Source organism: Mediterraneibacter sp. 210702-DFI.5.30, assembly GCF_020560115.1.
Lineage (GTDB): Bacteria > Bacillota > Clostridia > Lachnospirales > Lachnospiraceae > Mediterraneibacter > Mediterraneibacter faecis.
In genome coordinates this window covers 142,281-165,958 of record NZ_JAJCME010000005.1, presented here as the reverse complement: position 1 = coordinate 165,958, position 23,678 = coordinate 142,281, and the positions used below count along the sequence as shown (strand labels likewise).

Sequence of the window (23,678 nt, the reverse complement as noted above, 5' to 3'; positions counted from 1 at the left end):
CCAAACGCGATATAATAACAAAGGTCGTCAGAATTGACGACCATATGCCGAAATAGCTCAGTTGGTAGAGCACTTCACTCGTAATGAAGGGGTCGTCGGTTCGAGTCCGATTTTCGGCTGAAGAGTAAAGACCGTTGTTGATTTCAGTTGTATCTGGAATCAGCAGCGGTTTTTTATATATTAGGAAAGTTCTTTCCTAATATATAAAAAACGCTCCGCTTAGGATGCGCACTTATAACGAACTTAGAACGGATACGAAAAAGCATCTTGACGAAGGAAATGAAAATGGATACAATATTGTTACGAGTTTATAAAAAAGATGAAAAATTTTCTCTAATAAAGTAAAAAGAAATAAAATTAATTCTTTTAAAACAAGATTAGACAGAAGCAGAGAAATAGAAAAAATACAGAGGGTGAAAATATGGCATCAGTACAGACAAAAGATTACATTGTGCAGTTAATTAAAGAGGAGATTCTTTCAGGAGTTATGAAACCGGGAGAAGAGCTGGCACAGGAAGCACTTGCAGAGCGTCTTGGTGTTTCAAGAATGCCGATCCGTGAGGCATTACAGAATCTTGTTCAGGAGGGATTTGCGGTACGTCTTCCAAACCGTCATATCCAGGCAGTAGTTTTGAGCGCACAGCAGATTCATGATGTATTTCATGTGATTGCAGCGATGGCAGCAGAGAATATGATCTTAGTTGCAAAGAAAGAGCAGATGCTTCGAAGGAAAAATGTGGAACAAACGAGTCAGACAGAATTCGAAGAAGATGGACAGAGCAAGCTTTTCCTTGAGCAAGAGATTGAGAAAACTCCAAGCGAGCAGCTTTTTCAGATACTTTCCGGCATGGAGAATGCATTGAGACCAGAGAAGAAGGCAGAGTGGGAGATGGTTTATCAGGAGAGACTCATCAGTTTGTTTGAGAATCCATATCTGTCACAGCTTCAGGGGAAGACGATGGATGGTTATGTAGCTTATGCAATTGAGAAGATGGGAGATAAGCAGCAGAAGTTAGAGCAGCTTCGCCGTATCACAGAAGGTATTGCAGAGAATAATGAGCAGAAGATCCGAATGGGACTTCGAGAATACTATCTTTCTTATGCTGATGCTTTTGTAGAAAGATGGGAGAAGAAGGCAGAAGAAACAGAAAAATAGGTTGAATTGTTATAGGGGTGATTACATACATATGTAGGTTGTAATCACCCCTTTTTCTATAAACAAAGTCTTATCTAGATTTGTTAGTGAGCGATTGCTATGGTAGCAAAGGCACCTCATGTTCGTCATTTTATACAAGCTGTGTTGAAAAAACACTGGATTATATCGCAAATATGATGATAAAATATAAATCAGATGATGGGTTAGAAAATTGGAAAGGGAGGACGATGGAAAAAGCACGACAAGTAAAAAGAGTCCTGCTGCAGGCAATTAAGATCGCGGTGGGCAGCAGTGTAGCAATTTATCTAGCGCATATACTGGGATTGGAGTATGAGGCATCTGCCGGAAGTATCACACTGCTTACGTTAGTAACAACAAAATGGGAGACGGTGAAATTATCTTTTTATCGTATGGCGACATTTGTTTTGGCGGTAGTTCTGGCGGCGTTGACATTTGGACATATGACGAGTTCCTGGCTTGCGTATGGAATCTATGTATTTCTGATCGTTGCGGTCAGTCATAGTCTTGGATGGTCGGCAACAATTTCGGTAAATGCCGTTATCGGCACACATTTTCTTATGACAAGAGATTTTAGTCCGGAGTTTATTCGCAATGAGCTGTTTTTAGTAATGATTGGAATCACAATCGCGATTGTACTGAATTTGTTCTATGATTATGAAGGACAGAGACAGGATCTGATTCGTTATATGAGGGAGACAGAGAATCAGCTACAGATTCTTTTGTGTGAACTTGCAGCGTATCTTCATAATAAAGATATGGAGATTAATGTCTGGGATCAGATCATCGCCTTTGAGGGGAGAATGCATGAATTTATCAAGGCAGCGTATGATTACCAGGATAATACATTTCATTCGCATCCGGGATACTATATAGATTACTTTGAAATGCGTCTGGCGCAGCTGCAGGTACTTCATAACCTGCATTATGAGATCAAGAAGATCCGTAAGATGCCGAAGCAGGCACTTGTGATCGCAGATTATATCATGTATATGGCAGATTATGTTGTTGAGATGAATATTCCAGATCAGCAGATTGAGAAGTTGGAAGAGATTTCGGAGCAAATGAAGCAAGAAGAACTTCCAAAGACGCGCGAAGAGTTCGAAGGACGAGCACTTCTGTATCATATTTTGATGGATCTGGAGGAATTTCTTGTATATAAGAAGCGATTTGTGAATGGATTGGATGAGAAGAAGCTTCGTATCTACTGGAAACAGGAGATGGAGCAAAAAGATAGCGCAAACGAGTTGCAGAAATGATGAAAAGAAACGGATTAAAGTCAGAAGAAACAAAAACAAAGCATTTTCTGATTTTAATCCGTTTTTATTAATTATAATATGTTACTGAAAGAATCAGATTTTTCCCGGGAATAATGTGCCGGCTCTTCCGCCTTTTACAATATCATAAAGGACTTCCGGATGCTTTCCGTTTGTAACAATTGTGTTTGTTCCCTGGGAAGTGGCAAGGGATGCGGCCTGAAGTTTTGTACGCATTCCGCCTGTTCCACGTCGGGAACCTGCGCCACCGGCTAAAGCATAGACGCTGTCATCAATTGTATCAATCTGATCGATTAGCTGTGCATTTGGATACAATCTTGGATCGTGATCATAAAATCCATCAATGTCGGAGAAAATGACCAGATGCTTTGCGCGGCAGAGTACTGCAACGACAGCTGAGAGCATGTCGTTATCACCGAAGAGACGATCCTCGGATTCGATTTCTTTATAGCTTACGGAGTCATTTTCGTTTACAATCGGGATTACACCCATCTCGAGAAGCGCATTGAATGTATTGATCAGATTTTCCTTTTTTTCTTCTTCTTCAATATCATCTGCATTGAGCAGGATCTGGGCAACTGTCTTGTCATAGTCACCGAAGAACTTGTCATACAGATACATCAGACTACACTGTCCAACTGCAGCAGCAGCCTGTTTCATACGCATACTGTCTGGTTTAGCAGTCATGTTCAGTTTATTTCTTCCGACTGCGATCGCTCCGGAGGAAACGAGTACAACTTCATATCCCATGTTCTGGATATCAGAAAGTACACAGGCAAGACGGTCTGTTGTACGAAGATCGCTCTTTCCGGCGTCATTGGTAAGTGTAGATGTTCCAACTTTTACTACGATTCGATTATTATAAAGTCCCATAATACATAACTCCTTGCTGAATATCTTTTAAAATAATTTCCGGATGTCGGTTAACAACCAGCCTTGTCTCATCGACTGTTTTATAGTATCATACAGTTATCAATTACAAAAGCGAATGTTTCTCATGGATTACATGACAAAATCAAATATAAAGTAAGTGAAGAGATTTTTCGTAGCGAAAACAGATGGGAAAATGTAAAGCGAAAGGAGTGTTAAATTCATGGATGGAAGTATTCAGAAATACATGGCATTTGTTAAGACAGTAGAGTGTGGAAGTTTTACAAAGGCAGCGGAACAGTTGAGTTATTCCCAGTCCGGGATCAGCCGAATGATCAATGATCTGGAAAAGGAATGGAAGATAGTTCTGCTTGAACGAAGCAAGTCAGGAGTAAAGCTTACAAGCAGCGGGATGAAGTTACTTCCTTATGCGGAACGGGTCTGCAGAGAATACGAGAAACTTCAATTGGAAGTTGATGAGCTTCAAGGGTTAAAGTCAGGATTGATCCGTATCGGTACATTTTCCAGCGTAGCAACACATTGGCTGCCGAATATTATCAAGGAATTTCAGAAAAATTATCCAAACATTGATTACGAGATGCTTTTGGGTGATTATACGGATATTGAAGAATGGATCATGGAAGGGCGAATTGACTGTGGATTCACAAGATTGCCGGTAAGGGATGAGATGGATACAATTTTCCTGGAGCAGGACAGGCTGCTTGTCGTGCTTCCGGAAGGACATCCGCTGACAGAACTTCAGAAGATTCCGGTCAGTGCGCTTTGTGAGGAACCGTTTATGCTATTGGAGAAAGGTGCTAAGGCAGAAGTTTCTGAGATCTTTGAAAGAAGTAATTTAAAGCCGAAAGTACATTTCACAACATGGGATGACTACGCGATCATGGCGATGGTTGAGAGCGGGCTTGGAATCAGTGTTTTGCCGGAACTGATCTTGAAACGGATTCCGTATCGAATTGTTACACGAGAACTGGAAATCCCGGCGTATCGTAATATAGGACTTGTCATGCGTAACAGAAAAGGTGCAACTCCGGCGGTGAAGCGGTTCCTGGAGTATCTGCAGTATAGATAATAAGAAATGTGAAACTTTTATGAAGTGGTATGTTCTGAATGATAATTTGCTTGATAGAAGGAAATATATGAGAGTATAATGTTACTATTATGATAAAAAGGGCTTATTCTATGACCGACATTATAAGAGTCATCAGCAATCAGAGAAGAGCACAAAGATTGAAAGAAGGAGAAAAAGATGGCGATTAAACATATTTTATTTGACTTAGACGGAACACTTTTACCGATGGTACAGGACGAATTTGTCCGTTTTTATATGCCGCTTCTTGCAAAGGCATATTTGAAGAAAGGCGTGGAAATGGATCCAAAAGGATTCATTGGTGCAGTATGGAAAGGCTATGAGGCGATGGTGAAAAATGATGGTTCCAGAACAAATCGAGAGGCATTCTGGAGTTATATTGATGAATTCCTGCCGCTTTCTGTGGAAGAATCAGAGGCAATCGCAGATGCATTTTATGAGGATGAATTCAATCAGGCCAAGTGCACGACACAGCCGACACCACTTTCAGATATGGTTATAAAAGAGGCGAAGAAGAAAGGCATTGAAGTTTATCTTGCAACGAACCCGATCTTTCCAAGATGTGCAACAATGAATCGTATCGACTGGGCGGGACTGGATCCGGAAGATTTTAAGATTATTACAACATATGAAGATCATGTATATTGTAAGCCAAATCCGGAATATTTCCGTCAAATTCTGGAACAGTTTGAGCTTGATCCGTCAGAGTGTCTGATGGTTGGAAATGACGTGGAGGAAGATCTTGCGATCCGTGCGCTTGGAGTTCCTGTATTTCTTATCACAGATACGATGGAGAATAAGAAAAACCTTCCGATCGACTCCGAATATCAGGGCTCGATGGAAGAGTTACTGGAATTTGTAAAAGAATTGCCGGAAGTGTAAGAGCGCGGTGAGAATGTAAAATAAGAATGAAAGATAATCGTTTAATATTGCGAAACACCTTGAGGAGGTATTAGTAAAAAATCTCTTCAAGGTGTTTTGTGTTTATAGGAAGCTGAAAACAAGCGTAAGAAAGGCGCAATAGAGAAATTTGTTTTACATGGATTTAACATAAATCATATCAGAATGTAAAGCAGCATTTGTAAAATAGAACAGAAAAATGGAAAAGAATGTTGTCAGCTTTGTATTTAAGATGACAACAAAGACTCAGAGAGGGCATTATTATATGATTAAAATTTATGTGATGGATACCAATGTTCTGATTCAGTCCCCAAATGCGCTTTTTAGTTTTGAGGATAATCTGGTCGTTCTCCCGATGGTTGTATTGGAAGAACTTGATCATTTGAAAAAAGCAGATGGCGAGACAGGAGCCAATGCAAGAAAATGTATCCGTCTGCTTGAAGAACTGCGTCAGAAGGGGAATCTTCTGGAGGGTGTATCCCTTGAGAATGGAGGAATCTGTTGGGTTGAAAAGAATTTTGTAGATGTTGAACTTCCGGTAGATTTATCTCTGGAGGTCGCAGATAACAGAATCTTAAAGGTTTGCCTTGGATTAAAGAAATCAAGAAAAGAACAGGTTGTTCTTGTGACGAAAGATATCCTGCTTCGAATTAAAGCACAGGTGTTGGATCTGTGTGCAGAAGATTTTATTTCCGAGCAGGTGATAGCTCATGACAGACAGTATACCGGAAGATGTGAAGTTTATGCACCGGATGAATTGTTTAAGGATTTTAAGAAAAAGGGAATACCGGTGGATGAAGTTTATCAATTAGATGAGAATGAGAAAGCATTTTGTCCTAATCTTTTGGAAAATCAGTTTGTGATCATTAAATCAGATCAGGCAAGAAAGAAGACACATCTTGGAAGAGTGGAGCATGGAATCCTTCGGAAACTGGAATTTAAAAAGAGTTCTCCGTATGGAATTTCTCCAAGAAATGCAGGACAGTATTTCTTACAGGAAGCTTTGATGCAGCCAGCAGAGAAAGCACCGCTTGTTATTGTCAAAGGAATGGCCGGAACAAGCAAGACATTTTATTCTCTTGCAGTAGGTCTGGAAAAATTGATGAATCATCCGACAGGCGAATACAGAAAGATTCTTGTCTGTAGACCGAATGCGCAATTTGACGAAGGAATCGGATTCCTTCCGGGAGATGAACAGGAAAAGATTTCTCCGTTGATGCGCCCGGTCCTTGATAACCTGGAGCAGTTGCTTGATTCGAATGAGGACGAGCGTTATAAAGACGAAGAGGTATTGCGGGATAAAGTGGAGGAAATTTATTCCAGAGGTTTCATTCAGGCAGAGGCACTGAATTTTATCCGTGGCCGGTCGATCGTCAAGACGTATCTGATCATTGATGAAGCGCAGAATACAACGCCGGATCAGATCAAAGGCATTATCACAAGAGCAGGAAAGGATACGAAGATCATTCTTTTAGGAGATCCGAATCAGATAGACCGTCCGTTCCTGGATGAGAGAACCAATGGTCTGAGTTATGCGGCAGAACATATGAAAGGAAGTCCATTGTGCTGGCAACTGACGATGACAGCAGAAGAATGCGAACGTTCAGAACTTGCAATGGAGGCAGTAAAAAGACTTTGAAAACAACATATAAAGAGATTCGGGAGATAGAAGAAATAAATCTGTTGATCGAACAGGGAAATGCTACTTTAAAAGAGCTTGGATATACAGAACATTCCAAAAAACATGCCGCAAAAGTATCAGATACTGCAGGCAAGATTCTGACAGAGCTCGGATATGGAAAACATAAGATTGAACTTGCAAGAATCGCAGGTTATATGCATGACATCGGAAATAGTATTAACAGGCATGATCATGCACACAGCGGTGCACTGCTGGCATATCAGATATTAAAGGATACAGAGATGTCATTGAAAGATGTTCTGGTAATTATGACAGCAATCGGTCACCATGACGAGGCAACCGGAGATGCTGTGGATCCGGTATCAGCTGCACTGATACTGGCAGATAAGACAGATGTAAGACGAAACCGTGTACAGAATCCGGTTCCGGCAACATTTGACATACATGACAGGGTAAATTATGCAGCCCTGTCAACGAAGTTGACAATTCAAAAAGAGAAGAAAGTAATTCAGATGGAACTGGAGCTAGATGATGAAATCTGCACCGTTATGGATTATTTTGAAATCTTTCTGGAGCGTATGATCATGTGCAGAAGAGCGGCAGAACGCCTTGACTGTAAATTTAAGCTAATTGCAAATGGCAACAAAATGTGTTAAAGGATGGAGAAAATTAAAATGAGTAATGTATACATGAACCGTGAATTATCCTGGTTGAAGTTCAATGAAAGAGTATTGGAGGAAGCAGAAAACCCGGAAGTACCGCTGTGCGAGCGTATGACATTTGTGTCAATCTATCAGAGTAATCTGGATGAATTCTTCCGTGTGCGTGTCGGATCACTTCAGGATCAGATGCTGATCAGTACAGAGATCAGAGAGAATAAGACAAAGATGACTTCAGCAGAACAGATCCGGGCAATCATTAAAGAAGTTAAGAAGCTGAATCAGAGAAAAGATAAGGCTTATGAGAAGCTGATGAAGAAGATTGAAGAGTACGGAATTACATTGATTAATCATGCTTCTGCAAAATCAGAGGAGAAAAAATTTCTTGAGAAGTATTTTATGAAGGAGATCATGCCTTTAAGTTCACCGACAATCGTCGGTAAGAGACAACCATTTCCTTTCTTAAAAAATGGAGAAATTTACGCAGTCGTTGTTCTTGAGACGAGAAATAAGAAGGAAAGAATCGGAATCATTCCATGCTCCAACAATATGCTGACAAGAATGGTTGAACTTCCCGGTGGAAAAGGAAGATATATGCTCATTGAAGATCTGATTCTTCATTATATTGGCAAAGTCTTTAAGGGATACAAGGTAAAGGGGAAATCTTTATTGAAGGTCGTAAGAAATGCGGATATCGATGCCGATGCGGCTTATGATGAGGATCTTGATTATCGTGAGTTTATGGAAGATCTGATGAAGCAGAGAAAGAAACTCTCTCCGGTGCGTATTGATCTTTCCAGAGAGATGGATGAAACTGTTGTAGACGCATTGTGCAGATACCTGGATGTAACTCCGGACAGAGTATTCCGTAGTGAAGCACCACTGGATGTTTCTTTCGTGTTCCAGCTTCAGGATCTTCTGCGCAGAAATACAGAGCTCTTCTATGAAAAGCGCGTGCCGCAGAAGAGTCCGGAATTCAAGGATGGACAGAGCATTTTACAGCAGATCACACAGGAAGACAAGCTGTTATCCTATCCTTATGATTCTATCAGACCTTTCCTGAAAATGCTGACAGAAGCAGCAGAGGATGACAGTGTCATTTCCATTAAGATGACATTGTACCGACTGGCAAAACAGAGTAAGGTCATCGAGGCACTTTGCGAGGCGGCAGAGAACGGAAAAGAAGTTGTTGTCTTAGTAGAGCTTCGTGCACGTTTTGATGAGGAGAATAATATCCGCTGGTCCAGAATGCTCGAAGAGGCCGGATGCCAGATTATCTACGGACTGGAGCATTATAAAGTACACTCCAAGCTGTGCCTGATCACACGCAGAGGGGAAAATGGAATCCAGTACATCACACAGATCGGAACAGGAAACTACAACGAGAAGACCGCAAGACTTTATACAGACCTCTCTCTTATGACAGCGAATGAGCAGATTGGAATGGATGCCGCAAGAGTTTTTCAGGCACTGGCTAAAGGTGAAGTAGTTGAAGATATGGAACATTTACTCGTTGCACCAAAATGCCTTCAGTCTAAAGTGATCGAGAAAATCGAGGAACAGATCAAGAAACAGAAAAATGGAGAGACTGCATACATCGGACTGAAAATGAATTCTCTGACAGATAAGCGTATCATTGATAAATTAATCGATGCGTCTAAGGCTGGCGTGAAGATTGACATGATCATCAGAGGTATCTGCTGTTTGATTCCGGGCGTAGAAGGTGAGACAGAAAATATTCATGTGATTAGTGTTGTCGGAAGATTCCTGGAACATTCCAGAATCTATATCTTCGGAAATGGAGAAGAGGCACAGTATTATATCGGATCTGCTGATTTTATGACACGAAATACAGTAAAGCGTGTAGAGGTTGCAGCGCCGGTTTATTCCGAACGATTAAAGAAATGTCTGCAGGATCTTTTTGATCTGATGTTAAGTGATAACAAAAAAGCGCGAAAGGAGGATGCAAAAGGAGCCTATTCTGTGGTAGAATGTAAGGGACAGCCAATTAACTCACAGGAACTTCTTTACCAGGAAGCCTATGCGAAAGCTGCAGTGAACAGTAGTAATCAGTTGGAGGCGGCTGTACAACAGACAGAAAATAAGGTGATAGAATGATCTATAAATTCGGGGAACGTCTGACAGAGATCAGTCAGGAAGAATGGGAGAAAGAGAAGTGTCCGGCTGTGTTCCTCACAGATTCCAATCATGCGGAGGAGACATTAGCAATAGCAGGGATTGTATATGAAGCAGAAATCCAGATTGCAAAGATCGGATTCTGTAAGATTGAGAATCAGCAGGAATGTATGGTAGGAACTTTCTGCATTCCAAAGCTTCTTGATGTATTAGGAAGCAGATACCGAATGTACATGTTTGTAAATGAAAATAATGTTGTTATCGTAGATGACGAGACATTTTCAGAGCGGCTTATTAGTAGGATCAAGAGGAAACGAATGCATCAGGGTGAGACGAAAGAGAGATTCCTCTATAATTACATAGCAGAATTCATGAGTAGGGATCTGGAGATCCTTGTGGCCTATGAGCGTAGACTTCTTCGTATGGAAGAGGATGTGTCCCAGGATCATACAGATACGATCCAGAACCGACTGATGCCGATCCGGAGGGAACTTCTGAATCTGAGAAGCTATTATGATGAGATGATGGACTTGACAAAAGAGCTTGAAGAGAACGAGAATGGATTGTTTTTGAATGATCAATTGAAATACTTCGGAACACTTACTGACCGTGCAGACCGTCTGATGAGCCGTACTTCTCATCTGTTGGAATATGCCCGTCAGGTAAAGGAGGCTTACCAGTCTCAGATTGATAATAGACAGAATAACAACATGCAGTTTTTAACAGTGATTTCTACGATTTTCTTCCCACTGACATTGATTACGGGATGGTTTGGAATGAACTTCAAAGATATGCCTGGACTTGAAAATGGATATCCGGCGGTAATGGCACTTAGTATTGTTATTATCGTGATCTGTATTTTGATCTTCAAGAAAAAGAAGATCATCTAAAAAACTGAAAAAACTGTAAAAATAACGTTGACAATCCTCGATTGAATGCTATAATGATGGTCAGAAGAAGTTAAGGATTATAAAGCAACATAGTTCTTAGCCGATAACACGATGACGAGACGAGTAGGATGTGGAATGTTACAGAGAGAGATACATTTGCTGGAAGTATCTTAGCAGGAATCATTTGAAGACTACCTCTGAGTGGCCCCAATCCGGTCCGGTGATTCCGTTATAATCATGAATGAAGTGGTTTTAAAGCAGTACATTTGCTGTGATCTTGAAAACAAAAAGGGTGGAACCGCGGATAGTAAAGTAATTGATAATCAGACTTTATCCGTCCCTTGCATGTGAGTGCAGGGGATAGATAGAGTCTTTTCTTTTTCCATAGAATCCCCGAATGAAAGCATGCATAGTTACTTGAAGAAAATAGGAGGAAGCGAAAATGATTATTACATTAAAAGATGGATCAAAAAAAGAATATTCAGAAGCAAAGTCAGTGATCGACGTTGCATTTGACATCAGTGAAGGACTTGCACGCGCAGCCTGTGCAGGAGAAGTAGATGGAGAGGTTGTAGACCTTCGTACAGTTCTTGATAAAGACTGTGAACTCAATATCCTTACAGCAAGAGATAAGAAGGGACTGGCAGTACTTCGTCACACAGCATCTCATGTAATGGCAGAAGCAGTTCAGACACTTTTCCCAGAGGCAAAGGTTGCAATCGGACCTTCTATTGATACAGGATTTTACTATGATTTCGAATGTCAGTCATTTTCAAGAGATGACCTTGACGCTATCGAAAAAGAAATGAAGAAGATTATCAAAAAAGGCGCAAAGATCGAAAGATTTACAAAATCAAGAGAGGATGCGATCGCATTTTTCAAAGAGAAAAATGAGCCATACAAGGTTGAACTGATCGAGGATCTTCCGGAAGGAGAAGAGATTTCCTTCTATTCTCAGGGAGACTGGGTTGACTTATGTGCAGGCCCGCACCTGATGAGCACAAAGGGAATCAAAGCATTCAAGCTGTTATCATCTTCAGGAGCTTACTGGAGAGGTGATGAGAACAAGCATATGCTGACACGTATTTACGGTACAGCTTATGCAACAAAGGATGAGCTGAAAGAGCATCTGACACAGTTAGAGGAAGCAAAGAAACGTGATCATAACAAACTTGGCCGTGAGATGAAGCTTTTCACAACTGTAGATGTAATCGGACAGGGACTTCCGCTGATCATGCCAAACGGTGTTATTATCATGCAGGAATTGCAGCGCTGGATTGAGGATGAAGAGGCAAAACGTGGATATATCCGTACAAAGACACCACTTATGGCAAAGAGCGATCTTTATAAGATTTCCGGACACTGGGATCACTATAAAGAAGGAATGTTCGTTTTAGGAGATGAGGAGAAAGATAAAGAAGTATTTGCTCTTCGTCCGATGACATGTCCATTCCAGTATTATGTATACAAAGCAGAGCAGCACAGCTACCGTGATCTGCCACTTCGTTATGGTGAGACATCTACACTGTTCCGTAACGAGGATTCCGGAGAGATGCATGGTCTGACACGTGTTCGTCAGTTCACAATCTCTGAGGGACATTTAGTAGTGAGACCAGATCAGATGGTAAAAGAGTTCAAAGATTGTATCGCACTTGCACAGTATTGTCTGCAGGTTCTCGGAGTAGAAGAGGATGTAACATATCACCTTTCTAAATGGGATCCAACAGATACCAAGAAATATATTGGAGCACCGGAAGTATGGGAAGAGACAGAAGGTCATATCCGTACAATGCTTCAGGAACTCAACATTCCATTCGTAGAGGATGTCGGAGAAGCAGCATTCTACGGACCGAAGGTTGATATCAATGCGAAGAACGTATATGGTAAGGAAGACACAATGATCACAATCCAGTGGGATGCGCTTCTTGCTGAGCAGTTTGATATGTACTATATCGATGAGAATGGTGACAAACAGCGTCCGTACATCATCCACCGTACATCTATGGGATGCTACGAGAGAACACTGGCATGGCTGATCGAGAAATATGCAGGAATGTTTCCAACATGGCTGTGTCCGGAGCAGGTTCGTGTGATTCCGATTTCTGATAAATACAATGATTATGCAGCGAAAGTGGAAGCACAGCTTAAAGAAGCTAATATCCGCTGTTCAGTAGATGGACGTTCCGAGAAGATGGGATACAAGATCCGTGAGGCTCGTCTGAACAGAGTTCCATATCTCTTAATTGTTGGAGCAAAGGAAGAGGAAGAGCAGAAAGTATCTGTAAGAAGCAGATATCTTGGAGATGAAGGTTCTAAGGATCTTGGAGAATTCATCGAAGCAATCAAGGATGAGATTGCAAAGAAAACAATCCGTAAGATTGAAGTAGAAGAGTAAGAATAGTTACCCGAAACAACAAAAATAAGAATCTCCCGAAGAAGTTCAAGTATGAAAATACTGATTTCTACGGGAGATTCTTTTTTAAAGTCATGTTGTAACTGTTCAGAGCCAACCTCCAAAATGCTACGCATTTCGTCGGTGTGGCGTATCCGCCAAATAAAATTTCATAAAACAGTTATGTCATATTATAATATCCGGCATAAATACCATTTTTCTCAAGCAGAGTTTCATGTGTTCCGCGCTCTGCGATACCATTTTCTGTAATAACAATAATCTCGTCTGCATTTTTGATTGTGGACAGGCGATGTGCAATCGTGATAGTTGTTCTGTTCTTGGACAGTTCTTCCAGACTGTGCTGGATCCAGCGTTCACTCTCGTTATCAAGAGCACTGGTTGCTTCATCAAGGATCAGGATCGGTGGATTCTTTAAGAAGACACGGGCAATCGAGATACGCTGTTTCTGACCACCGGAAAGTCTTGCGCCGCGCTCGCCGACGAATGTATCGTACTGATCAGGCAGTTCCATGATAAAGTCATGGATGTTCGCACATTTTGCTGCTTCGATGATTTCTTCTTCTGTCGCATCTGGCTTGCCATAGGCAATGTTGTCGCGGATGGAACCGGAGAAGAGGTAGACATCCTGCTGAACGACACCGATCTGGCTTCTAAGACTCTTCAATGTAAGAGAGCGGATATCCTGTCCGTCTACTGTGACGCGTCCGCCAGTTACGTCGTAGAAGCGAGGCAACAGGGAACAGATTGTTGTCTTTCCACCGCCGGATGGACCGACCAATGCAACTGACTTCCCAGCAGGAATCTCGATCGATACGTGAGAGAGAACAGTCGTTTCATCGTCGCTGTAATGGAAGGAGACATCTTCGTAGCAGACACGGCCTTTCACATCTTTGAGTTCTACTGCATCCGGTGCATCCTGAATCTCAGGTTCTGTCTCCATAACATCAAGGAAACGGCGGAAACCGGAAAGTCCTTTCTGCATCATTTCCATCAGCTCTACGAGAATCTGGATCGGGCTGATAAAGATTCCGATATAAAGAGCATACATCGCAAGATCAGCAGCTGACATTTCATTGTTGGCAATTAGATAGCCGCCGTATACAAGTGTGACCAGATACATCATTCCCTGGAAAAAGAGATTGGAGCTCATGAATTCGCCCATGCATCTGTAATTGTCTTTCTTGGAGACAAGGAAGGCGTGATTGCTCTTCTGGAATTTTTCCTTTTCGATCTCTTCATTTGTAAAAGACTGGACAACGCGGATCCCGGATAAAGTATCTTGAAGGCTCGCATTGACATCACCGATCTTTTTTCTGTTTTCCATAAAGGTGCGCTGCATCTTCTGATTCTGTCGGAAAGAGAAGAGGAACATCAAGATCACAAGTACGATCAGCGGAAGAGCCAGCTTCTTATTAATTAAGAAAAGGAAAATAAAGGATCCGACGATCTTAACTAATGAGATAAATAAGTTCTCCGGGCCATGGTGTGCAAACTCGGAAATGTCGAACAGGTCACTGACCAGTTTACTCATCATCTGACCGGAGTTGTTCTGACTGTAATAGGAAAAGGACAGCTCTTCATAGTGTTCGAAGAGTTCCTGACGCATATCCCGCTCCATCTTAGCGCCCATGATATGTCCCTGACAGCTGACATAATATTTGCAGAAGCTTTGGATGACATACATCATAAAGAGTCCGATCGCGATCCACGGAAGCGCCTGCAGGATAATTGCTTTATCCTGAGTAAAAAGTGTCTTGGTCGCACTTCGTAGAATCTGCGGATAAGCAAGATCCACAAGACTGATAATGGCTGCACAGAGAAGGTCAATAAAAAAGACCGTTTTGTACGGGCCATAGTAGTGGATGAATTTTTTTAGTGTATTCATAAACAAATAAATCCTCCCTATTTTTTCTTATATACATTAGTTTAGCATAAGTAAATATTCTTGACAAGAAAGTCGGGGTATGATAAAAATGTTATTACTGTTAAAAACAATGCAAAGAAGTGGAAAAAGTCAGGAGAACGATCAATGAATTTATATCTTGCCCCATTGGAGGGGATCACAGGACATATTTATAGAAATGCATTACATCAGTGCTTTGACGGATTCGATAAGTATTTTATTCCGTTTATCAGTCCGAATCAGAAAGGACATTTCAGCACAAGAGAGAAGAAGGATGTGATGCCGGAGCATAATCAGGGAATGTATGCGGTGCCGCAGATTCTTACGAATAACGTGGAAGATTTTTTGTGCACAGCTCAGAAACTTGGAGATTACGGATATAAAGAAGTGAACCTGAATCTTGGATGTCCGTCTAGAACTGTTGTGACGAAGGGAAGAGGAGCGGGATTTTTGGATGAGCCACAGAAGCTGGATCGATTTCTGGATGCGGTTTTTGAGAAATGTAATCTGGAAATCTCAATCAAAACAAGAATCGGAATGGAAGATCCGGAGGAGTTTGAGACAATCCTTCCTATCTATAATAAATATCCGCTGAAGGAGCTGATCATTCATCCGCGTGTGCAGAAGGAGTTCTATAAGAACACACCAAAGCTTGATACATATGCATGGGCAGTGGAACATAGCGAACATCCGCTTTGCTATAATGGGGATATCTGTACCGTGGAAGATATGGAGAAGTTAAAAACAAGATTTCCACAGACAGATACTGTGATGATGGGGCGCGGCGTGCTGGCCGATCCGGCACTTGGAAGAAAGCTAAAAGGCGGAAGTGCCGCAACGATAGAAGAGCTAAAGAAATTCCATGATGTTCTCTATGCGGCATATTGTGAAGAAATGTCAGGAGACCGAACGATTCTTTATAAGATGAAAGAAATGTGGTTCTATCTTCATCCCATCTTTACAGATGGAAGGAAGTATTTCAAGAAGATTAAGAAATGTGAGAAATGTGTAGTATATGAATCTGTAGTGAAGGAATTGTTTTTGAAAGAGAATATTCTGGAAAAATGATTTACGCGAGCAACAAGCCAAAGTCCGTGCTTGCACGAGACCTTGGCGACTGCCGCGATAACTTGAGAAGCTACAAATGATTTGAAAGAGGTGACAAAAAGAAATGGACGCTATTTTACAATTAGATCAGAACATTCTGCTTTTTATTCAGGAATATATCCGTCATGACTGGATGGACTGGTTCTGGAAAGGAATCACACATCTTGGAGACTTTGGAATTTTTTGGATTCTTCTTACAATCGTTCTGCTGATTCCTAAGAAGACGAGGAAGGCAGGGCTTGCATCAGCGCTTGCACTTATTATAGGAACACTGATCACAAATGTGGCGATAAAGAATGTGGTTGCCAGAATAAGACCGTATGAAGTGATACAGGAATTAGATCTTATGATTGAGAAACAGAAGGATTTTTCCTTCCCTTCCGGTCATACATGTGCATCTTTTGCATCAGCATTTGCAATCTACAAGTGCAAGGAAGTGTTTCCGAAGAAATGGAGAACTGCGGCAATGGTATTGGCTACTTTGATCGCATTATCGAGATTATATGTAGGGGTACATTATCCGACCGACGTTCTCGGCGGATTGATCGTCGGACTATTCTCGGGCTGGGCAGGATGGAAGATTGAAGAGCTGATCATGAAAAAGAGAGCAGAGAAAAAGAAATCTGCTGATAATAAGTGAAGGACAGGAATTTAAGAATCTGTCGTCAGATAGAAAAAGGATTTGATTCATCTGGGTTTTGCCAGATACGATCAAATCCTTTTTTGAGTCCACTTTAGAGTGTGACTTTTAAAATTTTGCTATTTATTTTTCTCTTTCTGATTCTCCAGTGCAGCTTCAACGAATCCCTTGAACAGTGGATGCGGTCTGTTTGGTCTGGATTTCAGCTCCGGATGCGCCTGAGTTGCGATAAACCATGGATGAGAAGGAATCTCAACCATCTCTACAATACGGCTGTCCGGTGAAAGTCCGCAAAGGGACATTCCGTTTTCTTCAAGAACTTCACGGTAGTCATTGTTTACTTCATAACGATGACGATGACGTTCTTCAATCTCTTTCTTTCCATACAGTTTATAAGCAAGGGAGTTGTCTTTAAGTACACATGGATAAGAACCAAGTCTTAAAGTACCACCAATATCTTCAATACCAATCTGATCGGACATGATGTGGATGACCGGATGAGTTGTATCCGGATTGAGTTCCATGCTGTGTGCGTCTTTGTAACCGATGACATTTCTTGCAAATTCAACGATAGACAGCTGCATACCAAGGCAGAGACCAAGGAACGGAACGTTGTGTGTACGGGCGTATTTGATCGCTGTGATCTTACCTTCTACACCACGATGGCCAAATCCACCAGGAACAAGAATACCGCTTACGTCAGAGAAGAGTTCTTCAGCATTTTCTTCTGTTACAGTTTCGGAATCGATCCATTTGATATTTACTGTTGTGTGTGTGTAAATTCCGCCGTGCTTTAACGCTTCTACAACACTGATGTATGCGTCATGAAGCTGGATATATTTTCCAACCAGTGCTACAGTCACTTCCTGTGTTGGATGACGAAGGTTTTCAACCATCTCAGTCCAGTCTGTAAGATCCGGTTCCGGGCAGTCAAGATGCAGAGACTCGCATACAACCTGTGCCAGATGTTCTTTCTCCATGGCAAGTGGTGCCTCGTAGAGATATTCTACGTCCAGGTTCTGAAGTACATGGTCAGCTGGGAGATTACAGAACAGAGAAATTTTGTTTCTCATTGCATCATCCAGTGGATATTCGGAACGGCAGACAATGATATCCGGCTGGATTCCCATTCCCTGAAGTTCTTTTACACTTGCCTGTGTCGGTTTTGTCTTCATTTCCTGGGATGCTCTTAAATAAGGAATCAGCGTAACATGGATCAGGATAACATTTTCTGCTCCGCGTTCATGCTGAAACTGACGGATGGATTCAAGGAAAGGCTGGCTTTCAATATCACCAACAGTTCCACCGACCTCAATGATAGCAATCTCAGTATCTGTTGCAGCCGGATTACGGTAGAAACGGCTCTTGATCTCATTTGTAATATGAGGGATTACCTGAACAGTTCCTCCACCGAAATCTCCGCGGCGTTCTTTCTGAAGAACGGACCAATAGATCTTTCCTGTTGTAACATTGGAATTCTTTGTCAGGCTTTCATCGATAAATCTTTCGTAATGACCAAGGTCAAGGTCAGTTTCTGCACCGTCATCTGTAACAAAAACTTCTCCGTGCTGTACTGGGTTCATTGTACCAGGGTCAATATTGATGTAAGGATCGAATTTCTGCATAGTTACAGTGTAACCACGCGCTTTCAAAAGTCGTCCCAAAGATGCAGCTGTAATTCCTTTTCCAAGACCGGATACAACTCCGCCTGTAACAAATACATATTTTACTGCCATAGTGTCTTTCCTCCTCCGTGAATAGTTGTTATCAAAAAAAATACTTTCCAAGTATACACCTATTCAGAAAAAAATTACAATACTTTTTTGATAAAAACATAGAAAAAAGATGGGATGAAGTGATTTTGACGAAGTAATGTAAAGAAGGAAGGTGAAAAAGCTTTGTAAAATGGGAGAAATGCAGAAAAAAACCTCTCAGACAGCAGGTGGTTATACCTGAAACCGCAGAGAGGTTTTTGTGATATCTTTCTGTATTGGTAAGGATTTGTCTTTAGCTTAAAATCTGACGTTCGTTCACAGCTTCACTTGTGAGCTGTACACCAAGTTTTTTAAATGTCTTGATATCAACACTTGAAAGCATTACGGAAGTATGAGCCTGGCATCCTTTCAGTTTTGGAAGCTGGGAGAGTGCAAGCTCAGCGATCGGATTGACAGCAGCACTTGCGGAAAGTGCAATCAGGATCTCGTCTGTGTGAAGACGAGGGTTCTTGCTGTTCAGGTAATCCACTTTCAATTTCTGAATCGGTTCAATTGCTTCCGGAGAGATGATATGGACATTGTGGTCGATGCCGGCAAGTTCCTTCAGTACGTTTACAAGAAGGGCAGCGCTCGCACCGAGCAGGTTGGAAGTTTTTCCGGTGATGATGCGTCCATCTTCAAGCTCCAGTGCGGCAGCAGGTCCGCCTGTCTGCTGAGCACGCTCCAGTGCTTTGACAGCAACTTTTCGGTCAGAAACGGTGATTCCTTCCATATTCATAAGAAGCTCGATCTTCTCAGCTTCTTTCTCAGAAGCATCACCTTTCAGAAGCGCATTGAGTGCTGCATAGTAGCGTCGGATGATCTCCTGGCGGGAAGCTTCACGGCAGGCTTCATCATCACAGATACAATTTCCGGCCATATTTACCCCCATGTCTGTAGGTGATTTGTATGGGCTGGAACCGTAGATCTTCTCGAAGATTGTATTTAAAACAGGGAAGATCTCTACGTCACGGTTGTAGTTTACAGTTGTTATACCATAAGCTTCAAGATGATATGGGTCGATCATATTTACATCGTTAAGGTCAGCTGTAGCAGCCTCATAAGCGAGGTTTACCGGGTGCTTCAGCGGCAGATTCCAGATAGGGAATGTCTCGAACTTCGCATATCCGGCTTCGATTCCGCGCTGGTGCTCCTGATATAACTGAGACAGGCAGACAGCCATCTTTCCACTTCCAGGTCCCGGAGCTGTTACAATAACAAGCGGATGTGAAGTCTCGATATAATCGTTCTTTCCATAACCGTTCTCACTGACAATCAGTGGAATGTTGGACGGATATCCCGGAATGTTGTAATGAATGTATACAGAGATTCCAAGGTTCTCAAGACGGTTTTTGAACAGAAGTGCACTTTCCTGTCCGGAGAACTGTGTGATTACTACACTTCCAACGAAAAGTCCCTGCTCACGGTAAGTACCGATCAGGCGGATCACGTCTGAATCATAAGTGATACCAAGATCCCCACGAATCTTATTCTTTTCAATGTCTTTTGCACTGATTGCAAAGACGATTTCAGCCTGGTCGCTGAGTTCCTTTAAGAGACGCAGCTTGCTGTCAGGTTCAAATCCCGGAAGTACACGGGAAGCATGATAGTCATCAAAAAGCTTTCCACCGAATTCAAGATAGAGTTTGCCACCGAATTTTCCGATACGCTCGCGGATATGTTCGGACTGCATTTTCAGATATTTGTCATTATCAAATCCAATTTTCATCGTTTTATCTTCCTTACTATAAATTTTGCCGAACTGTTATTACTATTATTAACAGATAAATCTGTTATAAACAGGCATTACTTTTCTAGTATACTATGAAACGGCACGTTTTTACAATATTTTCATAATCTTTTTATTGATTTATGGAAAACCACTATTTATAATGGTAGGAAGTAGTTGTTTTTTTACAAATAAGGTAAAAGATTTGCTGGAAAATAACCACTATTTAAGTTTTGGAGGAAAAAAATGGAGAATAACAATAAAAACAAAGGCCCGAACAAGAACCGACAGGGTTGGGGAATTATTTTGTTCACTACCTTGTTGGTTACTTTTGTTGTTATGGGCCTATATTCTATGATGCAGGGCGGAAGCGCTTCTGAGATCAGCTATGATAAATTTCTGAAATTAGTTGATAATGGAAAAGTAGAGTCTGTCACATTTACCAATTCAAGGATCAATATCGTTTTGACAGATGATGCCAGAAAGGAAAAGGCAGAGGGAAAACTTACAGAAGTAAAGGATAATGAGAAAGCTTCTGCAGACCAGAGTGATAGTTCAGATTCTAAGGAAAGCGAAGATCAGGAAAATGTTATGGACAGTCTGCTTGGTCAGATCAGTCAGATGCAGGGTAGCTCCAAGAGCAAGGAACCGGATTATTACACAGGAAATGTATCAGATGACACACTTGTAAAGCGTTTAGATAAGGCAGGGGTAGAGTTTAAATCCCAGATTCCGGATACGGCAAGTTCACTGATCATGGATATCTTCATCACAGTGATCCTTCCGATCGTACTTCTTGTATTCATGTTTAATTTCCTTATGAAGAAGATGTCTAAGGGCGGCGGCATGATGGGAATTGGCAAGAGCAATGCCAAGATGTATATGGAGAAGCAGACAGGTGTGACATTCTTAGATGTTGCAGGTGAAGATGAAGCGAAGGAGTCCTTGCAGGAAGTTGTTGATTTCCTGCATAATCCTGGAAAATATACAGGTATCGGAGCGAAGCTTCCGAAGGGAGCACTTCTTGTAGGACCTCCGGGAACAGGTAAGACACTTCTTGCGAAAGCAGTTGCAGGAGAGGCGAAGGTTCCGTTCTTCTCCTTGTCAGGATCTGCATTCGTAGAGATGTATGTCGGTGTAGGTGCTTCCCGTGTGCGTGACCTGTTCAAACAGGCACAGCAGATGGCTCCATGTATCGTATTTATCGATGAGATCGATGCAATCGGTAAGAGCCGTGACAGCGCACTTGGCGGTGGCGGTAATGACGAGCGTGAGCAGACATTAAACCAGCTTCTTGCAGAGATGGATGGATTCGATACGAATAAGGGACTACTTGTTCTTGCAGCAACAAACCGTCCGGAGGTACTTGATCCGGCGCTGTTGAGACCGGGACGTTTCGATCGCCGTATCATAGTAGATAAGCCGGATCTGAAAGGTCGTGTCGAGATTCTTAAGGTTCATGCGAAGGATGTTAAGATGGATGAGACAGTCAATCTGGAAGAGATCGCGCTTGCAACTTCAGGAGCAGTTGGATCAGATCTTGCCAATATGATCAATGAGGCTGCAATCACTGCAGTTAAGCATGGCAGACAGGTTGTCAGTCAAAAAGACCTCTTTGAGGCAGTGGAAGTTGTACTTGTAGGTAAAGAGAAGAAAGACCGTATCATGAGTGCAGAAGAGCGAAGAATCGTATCTTACCATGAGGTTGGACATGCGCTTGTTACAGCACTTCAGAAGAATACAGAACCGGTACAGAAGATCACAATCGTTCCTAGAACAATGGGAGCACTCGGTTATGTAATGCAGACACCGGAGGAAGAGAAGTTCTTAAATACGAAGAAAGAACTTGAAGCAATGATCGTTGTTGCACTCGGTGGACGTGCAGCAGAAGAGATTGTATTTGACACTGTTACGACAGGTGCATCGAACGATATCGAGCAGGCAACGAAGATCGCCAGAGCAATGATCACACAGTATGGTATGTCAGAGCGCTTTGGTCTGATGGGACTTGAATCTGTTCAGAGCCGTTACTTGGACGGTCGTGCAGTTCGTAACTGTGGAGAAGCGACAGCAGCTGAGATCGATGAAGAGATCATGAAGATGCTCAAAGCTTCCTATGAAGAAGCAAAACGCCTCTTAAGTGCGAACAGAGATGCTCTTGATAAGATTGCAGCCTTCCTGATCGAGAAAGAGACGATCACAGGTAAGGAATTCATGAAGATCTTCCGTGAAGTGAAGGGAATCCCTGAACCGGAAGAAGCAGATGGAGAAAAGAAAGAAGAGCAGGAGTCCGGAAGAATCCTGATGAAGCCGACAGAGGCACAAGCAGCAGAGCTAGAAACAGTGAAAGAACCGGAAACAGAAAAAGAGCCGGAAACACAGGCAACAGAAATACAGTCACAAGAAACGGTGGCAGAAGAAAAGTCAGAGTAAGAGCTGATGATCAATATTAAGAGTTTCGCAGATGGAGAGGAAAAGTCATTTGCGAAACTCTTTTTCTTTGATGAAAACATGTTATAATGAAATGAGGCAAAATGTGCCAGGGTATATCAGATGTGAGATGACTCCCATCTGATATAGCCTCCGGCAGGATTGCAGAGATGCGCAGAAGAAGTATGTCATGCATTGCATGACGCGCATCTCGCAGCAAGAATGCAGAGGCATTCTTGAATGCAAGGCACAGAAGATGCAAAACATCAATCAAGACAGTAGCAAAAAAAACAGGAGACATTGGGATGACAAAAGCAGTATTTTTTGATATAGATGACACCATTTATGATTATATTGGAGCACATAATAATACGATGCCGGTGATGAAAGAATGGGCATATGAGAATTTAGGCATAGCAAAAGAAGACTTGGAGAAATATGTTGCCGAAGCGAGAGTGAAGGCAGATGACAGAGCCGGAAAAGATTATGCGGTGAACCATAATCGCCTGGTGAGATTTCAGTGTATGTTGGAGACACTTGGAAAGCCAGTTTTCCCATATGCATATGAGATGTATAATCTGTACTGGAATACATTGATCGATCAGATTATTCCATCTCCTGGAATTGAAGAGTTGATGAAAGAATTGAAACAGCGAGGCATTTATATCGGTATAGGATCCAATATGACTTCAGACGTCCAGTATCGGAAGATATTAAAGCTTGGATTAGGTAAGTATATTGATGGAATTGTGACAAGTGAAGAGGCTGGCGAGGAAAAACCGCATCGAAAACTTTTTGATCTCTGTGTTGAAAAAGCAGGAGTGATGGTGGAAGAAAGTATCTTTATCGGAGACAGCATCGCACATGATGTGACAGGAGCACAGAATATAGGAATGCCGGTGATCTTGTATCGGCCGAAGGAAAATGTGAATGAGATCGAGTGTCTTCAGACAGAGAAGGGAAAATGTCCTGTCATTGCACATTTTTCACAGTTTTTTGAAGCAGAGAAGATGTTATAAGAAATGAAAAAGATGTAAAAGAAACTT

17 protein-coding genes and 1 tRNA gene are annotated in these 23,678 nt (G+C 41.9%); 14 read left to right on the top strand and 4 right to left on the bottom strand.

The genetic code is table 11. The annotated features are described in order from the left end of the window. Window positions 1-46 precede the first annotated feature (46 nt). From LI126_RS07395 to LI126_RS07385, 3 genes are all read left to right on the top strand, one after another. A tRNA-Thr gene (locus tag LI126_RS07395) sits at window positions 47-119 on the top strand. Between the two features lie 302 nt (window positions 120-421). Then, window positions 422-1,156, top strand: coding sequence for a GntR family transcriptional regulator (locus LI126_RS07390; protein ID WP_055157252.1), 735 nt, complete (start codon window positions 422-424; stop codon window positions 1,154-1,156). A 227-nt stretch (window positions 1,157-1,383) separates the two neighbouring features. Then, window positions 1,384-2,433, top strand: a complete 1,050-nt coding sequence (locus LI126_RS07385) for an aromatic acid exporter family protein (RefSeq protein ID WP_055157250.1) — start codon at window positions 1,384-1,386, stop codon at window positions 2,431-2,433. A 93-nt stretch (window positions 2,434-2,526) separates the two neighbouring features. On the opposite strand, the gene proB is transcribed toward LI126_RS07385, so the two are convergent. Further along, on the bottom strand, window positions 2,527-3,324 hold the full coding sequence (gene proB / locus LI126_RS07380) for a glutamate 5-kinase (protein WP_054752269.1): 798 nt from the start codon (window positions 3,322-3,324) through the stop codon (window positions 2,527-2,529). A gap of 220 nt (window positions 3,325-3,544) precedes the next feature. Here proB and LI126_RS07375 point away from each other — a divergent pair, with 220 nt between their 5' ends. The 7 genes from LI126_RS07375 to thrS all read left to right on the top strand — a co-directional run bounded on the left by LI126_RS07375 (window position 3,545) and on the right by thrS (window position 13,051). Continuing rightward, on the top strand, window positions 3,545-4,411 hold the full coding sequence (locus LI126_RS07375; RefSeq protein ID WP_227165120.1) for a LysR family transcriptional regulator: 867 nt from the start codon (window positions 3,545-3,547) through the stop codon (window positions 4,409-4,411). 177 nt (window positions 4,412-4,588) lie between these two features. Continuing rightward, the gene (locus tag LI126_RS07370) at window positions 4,589-5,311 is read left to right on the top strand and encodes an HAD family hydrolase (protein ID WP_054752274.1); all 723 of its coding nucleotides are present in this window, start codon (window positions 4,589-4,591) and stop codon (window positions 5,309-5,311) included. Window positions 5,312-5,594: 283 nt separating this feature from the next. After that, window positions 5,595-6,968, top strand: coding sequence for a PhoH family protein (locus LI126_RS07365; protein ID WP_055147592.1), 1,374 nt, complete (start codon window positions 5,595-5,597; stop codon window positions 6,966-6,968). Beyond that, window positions 6,923-7,627 (top strand): HD domain-containing protein, encoded by a 705-nt coding sequence (locus LI126_RS07360; RefSeq protein ID WP_054752276.1) that lies wholly within the window; start codon window positions 6,923-6,925, stop codon window positions 7,625-7,627. Before LI126_RS07365 ends, LI126_RS07360 begins: the two co-directional genes overlap by 46 nt. Before the next feature lie 18 nt (window positions 7,628-7,645). Beyond that, window positions 7,646-9,748: a polyphosphate kinase 1 gene (gene ppk1, locus LI126_RS07355; RefSeq protein ID WP_227165119.1), complete on the top strand. Its 2,103-nt coding sequence runs from the start codon at window positions 7,646-7,648 to the stop codon at window positions 9,746-9,748. Continuing rightward, window positions 9,745-10,656 (top strand): magnesium transporter CorA family protein, encoded by a 912-nt coding sequence (locus LI126_RS07350; RefSeq protein ID WP_227165118.1) that lies wholly within the window; start codon window positions 9,745-9,747, stop codon window positions 10,654-10,656. The genes ppk1 and LI126_RS07350 overlap by 4 nt, the downstream gene beginning before the upstream one ends. 442 nt (window positions 10,657-11,098) lie before the next feature. Continuing rightward, window positions 11,099-13,051, top strand: coding sequence for a threonine--tRNA ligase (gene thrS, locus LI126_RS07345; protein WP_227165117.1), 1,953 nt, complete (start codon window positions 11,099-11,101; stop codon window positions 13,049-13,051). Window positions 13,052-13,229: 178 nt separating this feature from the next. Here thrS and LI126_RS07340 read toward each other — a convergent pair whose 3' ends face one another. Next, window positions 13,230-14,954, bottom strand: coding sequence for an ABC transporter ATP-binding protein (locus LI126_RS07340; RefSeq protein ID WP_055166538.1), 1,725 nt, complete (start codon window positions 14,952-14,954; stop codon window positions 13,230-13,232). 144 nt (window positions 14,955-15,098) lie between these two features. On the opposite strand from LI126_RS07340, the gene LI126_RS07335 reads away from it, so the two are divergent. Both LI126_RS07335 and LI126_RS07330 read left to right on the top strand, forming a co-directional pair. Beyond that, on the top strand, window positions 15,099-16,040 hold the full coding sequence (locus tag LI126_RS07335) for a tRNA dihydrouridine synthase (RefSeq protein ID WP_227165116.1): 942 nt from the start codon (window positions 15,099-15,101) through the stop codon (window positions 16,038-16,040). 103 nt (window positions 16,041-16,143) lie between these two features. Continuing rightward, a complete protein-coding gene (locus tag LI126_RS07330; RefSeq protein ID WP_054752280.1) occupies window positions 16,144-16,719 on the top strand; it encodes a phosphatase PAP2 family protein in 576 nt (191 codons plus the stop codon). 119 nt (window positions 16,720-16,838) lie between these two features. Here the strand turns inward: LI126_RS07330 and LI126_RS07325 are convergent, their stop codons facing one another. Both LI126_RS07325 and LI126_RS07320 read right to left on the bottom strand, forming a co-directional pair. After that, the gene (locus tag LI126_RS07325; protein ID WP_015529543.1) at window positions 16,839-18,455 is read right to left on the bottom strand and encodes a CTP synthase; all 1,617 of its coding nucleotides are present in this window, start codon (window positions 18,453-18,455) and stop codon (window positions 16,839-16,841) included. A 271-nt stretch (window positions 18,456-18,726) separates the two neighbouring features. Further along, window positions 18,727-20,202: a DUF1846 domain-containing protein gene (locus LI126_RS07320; protein WP_055147585.1), complete on the bottom strand. Its 1,476-nt coding sequence runs from the start codon at window positions 20,200-20,202 to the stop codon at window positions 18,727-18,729. 246 nt (window positions 20,203-20,448) lie between these two features. On the opposite strand from LI126_RS07320, the gene ftsH reads away from it, so the two are divergent. Next, window positions 20,449-22,635, top strand: coding sequence for an ATP-dependent zinc metalloprotease FtsH (gene ftsH / locus LI126_RS07315; RefSeq protein ID WP_227165115.1), 2,187 nt, complete (start codon window positions 20,449-20,451; stop codon window positions 22,633-22,635). 302 nt (window positions 22,636-22,937) lie between these two features. Beyond that, complete coding sequence (locus LI126_RS07310) at window positions 22,938-23,651, top strand: HAD family hydrolase (RefSeq protein ID WP_055147347.1); 714 nt, start codon at window positions 22,938-22,940, stop codon at window positions 23,649-23,651. Window positions 23,652-23,678: the final 27 nt, after the last annotated feature.

What these genes read in the sequence shown, in the direction of transcription:
- LI126_RS07390 (WP_055157252.1), top strand. Translation starts at nt 422, where the DNA reads ATGGCATCAGTACAGACAAAAGATTACATTGTGCAGTTAATTAAAGAG.
- LI126_RS07385 (WP_055157250.1), top strand. Translation starts at nt 1,384, where the DNA reads ATGGAAAAAGCACGACAAGTAAAAAGAGTCCTGCTGCAGGCAATTAAG.
- proB (WP_054752269.1), bottom strand. Translation starts at nt 3,324, where the DNA reads ATGGGACTTTATAATAATCGAATCGTAGTAAAAGTTGGAACATCTACA.
- LI126_RS07375 (WP_227165120.1), top strand. Translation starts at nt 3,545, where the DNA reads ATGGATGGAAGTATTCAGAAATACATGGCATTTGTTAAGACAGTAGAG.
- LI126_RS07370 (WP_054752274.1), top strand. Translation starts at nt 4,589, where the DNA reads ATGGCGATTAAACATATTTTATTTGACTTAGACGGAACACTTTTACCG.
- LI126_RS07365 (WP_055147592.1), top strand. Translation starts at nt 5,595, where the DNA reads ATGATTAAAATTTATGTGATGGATACCAATGTTCTGATTCAGTCCCCA.
- LI126_RS07360 (WP_054752276.1), top strand. Translation starts at nt 6,923, where the DNA reads ATGCGAACGTTCAGAACTTGCAATGGAGGCAGTAAAAAGACTTTGAAA.
- ppk1 (WP_227165119.1), top strand. Translation starts at nt 7,646, where the DNA reads ATGAGTAATGTATACATGAACCGTGAATTATCCTGGTTGAAGTTCAAT.
- LI126_RS07350 (WP_227165118.1), top strand. Translation starts at nt 9,745, where the DNA reads ATGATCTATAAATTCGGGGAACGTCTGACAGAGATCAGTCAGGAAGAA.
- thrS (WP_227165117.1), top strand. Translation starts at nt 11,099, where the DNA reads ATGATTATTACATTAAAAGATGGATCAAAAAAAGAATATTCAGAAGCA.
- LI126_RS07340 (WP_055166538.1), bottom strand. Translation starts at nt 14,954, where the DNA reads ATGAATACACTAAAAAAATTCATCCACTACTATGGCCCGTACAAAACG.
- LI126_RS07335 (WP_227165116.1), top strand. Translation starts at nt 15,099, where the DNA reads ATGAATTTATATCTTGCCCCATTGGAGGGGATCACAGGACATATTTAT.
- LI126_RS07330 (WP_054752280.1), top strand. Translation starts at nt 16,144, where the DNA reads ATGGACGCTATTTTACAATTAGATCAGAACATTCTGCTTTTTATTCAG.
- LI126_RS07325 (WP_015529543.1), bottom strand. Translation starts at nt 18,455, where the DNA reads ATGGCAGTAAAATATGTATTTGTTACAGGCGGAGTTGTATCCGGTCTT.
- LI126_RS07320 (WP_055147585.1), bottom strand. Translation starts at nt 20,202, where the DNA reads ATGAAAATTGGATTTGATAATGACAAATATCTGAAAATGCAGTCCGAA.
- ftsH (WP_227165115.1), top strand. Translation starts at nt 20,449, where the DNA reads ATGGAGAATAACAATAAAAACAAAGGCCCGAACAAGAACCGACAGGGT.
- LI126_RS07310 (WP_055147347.1), top strand. Translation starts at nt 22,938, where the DNA reads ATGACAAAAGCAGTATTTTTTGATATAGATGACACCATTTATGATTAT.